General features: G+C 41.7%; 1 protein-coding gene and 1 pseudogene. Both read left to right on the forward strand.

Annotated features, from left to right (window positions below; translation table 11 throughout):
* A pseudogene (locus tag ACUVJL_RS22260) lies at positions 1-442 on the forward strand (hypothetical protein); the annotation flags it as partial.
* A 48-nt stretch (positions 443-490) separates the two neighbouring features.
* Positions 491-2,394 (forward strand): P-loop NTPase fold protein (locus ACUVJL_RS22265; RefSeq protein ID WP_445247825.1); only part of this gene is annotated, 1,904 nt, incomplete at its 3' end.

Below are 2,394 nucleotides of genomic sequence, written 5' to 3' on the forward strand. Positions count from 1 at the left end.
AGTTTTAGCGCAGGGGCTCAAAAGTAAGGATTCTCTGTTTGAGTTTGATGGTTCTCAAATTGGTACTCGGCTGGGAAATTCTTTGTTGAAGTGGATTCGGCATCAGGATGGTGCGGCGAGTGTTGCGGTTGAGAAAGGGAAGGGGGATGTAGGGGCGATCGCATCCTATGAGGATTTTAAGGCTGTGGCGCTGGATGTGTATGACAGGTTGAACCGGGATTATAACTTAGACGATTTAGTGCCGATTTATCGGATGCGTCGGGCGATCGGGGAAAGGGTAGGGCGATCGGAGTTCAATCAGTGGCTGTTGGAAATGCAGGCTAATGACATTTTTCAGCTTATAGGTGGTGAAATGACAGACATCACGCCCGATAAAGCTGAAGATTCCATCAAAACGGCACTTGGTGCACTCCGTTACTATGTCAAACGGCTAAATCCTTAAAATTGGCCTAAATCCCTTTGTAAATTCGTTAACCTCACACAAAAAACCATGACTAATTCTTCTTTTTCTTCCATTGAAGACCTGAACGTGGCTCTTTTAAATCAAAATCCATTTGCTAAACCTCCTTTTCTCAATGCTGGTGATGTTTGGGGCCAGGAATTCTTCGATGTTGAGACAATAAATGCCCACGCCTCTGATGCTGTATTTCAGGCACTAGCTCAAATTCGTGCTGGTCACTACAAGACAACTTCCATCGCTATAACTGCTCAGGATGGAACAGGCAAAACTCACATTATTAGCCGCATTCGCCATCGCCTACAGGAGCATGGCGGGGGCTTGTTTGTCTACGCTAATAAATATGGTAATATCAATCAAATTAAGCAAGGATTTCAGCGAATCTTGGCTGAGAGCTTGGGAAAGATTGGTAGAGATGGGGTGAGACAGTGGCAAGAACTAGCAACGGCAATGGCTAACAATGCTTTAAAGGTTTCTAAACCCAATGCTAAAGTTTTTTATCCTCAAGAATTATTGGAAAAATTTAAGGCAGGCACGCCCAAGCAACTAAAAAAGTGGGTTAAGGATCTAACAAAAGCATTTCTGCAAGCGAAAAGTGTTAACGATCCTGATATTGTCAAGGCAATTTTTTGGACACTCTCCGACGAGCAATCACTTTATGCAATTAAATGGTTAGAGGGTCAAGAACTTGCTAAATACAAAGCCGATGAGTTGGAACTACCGAGTCAATGCCAATCTTTTGAGGCGGTTTTGCAAATCTTAGATTTGATTAGTGAGTACAAGGAACTGGTCATTTGCTTTGATGAGTTAGACACGCCTGATGCCTACGACGATATTAGTGGCTTACACATCAGTCAGATTGTTGCAGGACTAATCAAAGATTTGTTCCAAAATCTAAACCGGGGTTTGATACTGAGTGTAATGATGCCTCCTCAATGGAGCAATAAAATAAAGCAGCTACCTGGTGGAGTGTTCACTAAGGTTTCGGTTCAGGGAAATCCGATTGACTTGAAATACATGGATGCAGAATCAATTGTTAACTTAGTTAGCTTTTGGTTAGACAAATATTATGAACGGCAAAACTTAATTCCTCCTGAGCCAATTTATCCATTCACTCAAATTCAACTTAGCGAGCTTGGCAAAGGAAAACCCACTGCTAGAGAGGTTTTGAAGTGGTGTAAAGAAAATTGTAATCCTCCTATTTATACGGGTGAAGGCACTAAAAATCCCGAGATTTCTAATCCCGTTGAACTTGCTTTTGTCAAAGAGCTAGAGGAAGACATAGGAAATTATTTAGAAGATAATTATCTGCTTGCTGATGCTATTTTATTTGGATTTCAGAGTGTGATTGGTCAGACGGTGGAAAGGGTAACAGTTCAGGAAGCCACAGATAAAGTTAAGAAACGTGGAGGCAAGGATGATTACATCAATTTCAAGGTAATTGTCAAAGACAAAGGAACAGATGTAAACATTGGAGTAGCAGTGCTTCAGTATGCTGGTGGCAAAGGGTTAGGAGCGGGTTTAAAAAGGTTAAATGATTACCAAACTTTTAATTTGACTCGAGGTTGTTTGGTTCGTTCCCAGAGCAAAAAGATTACTTCATACCTAGAGCAAAAGTATCTTGTACCGCTCATTAAACAGCAAGGTGGAGAATATGTTCCACTGAAAGAAGATGAAATCAAACCGCTGTTAGCTATTCGGGCTGTTCATCAGAAGCGCGAAGTAGATTATGGGGTTAGTGAGGAGCAGATTTTCAATTTTATTGCAGAAAAAGGTGCTGAGAAAATGCTAGGGGTTAGCAACCCCTTGCTTAGAGAGATTCTTAGCGATCCGTCCTATCAGGTTCCTACCGATCTGATTGAAGATGAACCCGTAACTGTAGCGGAGTCTATTATGGATGACTTATCGGAGTCCGAAGAATTAGATAAGTCGTGCGA

Origin of the sequence: Microcoleus sp. OTE_8_concoct_300 (assembly GCF_031383065.1) — a bacterium.
Classification (GTDB): Bacteria; Cyanobacteriota; Cyanobacteriia; order Cyanobacteriales; family Microcoleaceae; genus Microcoleus.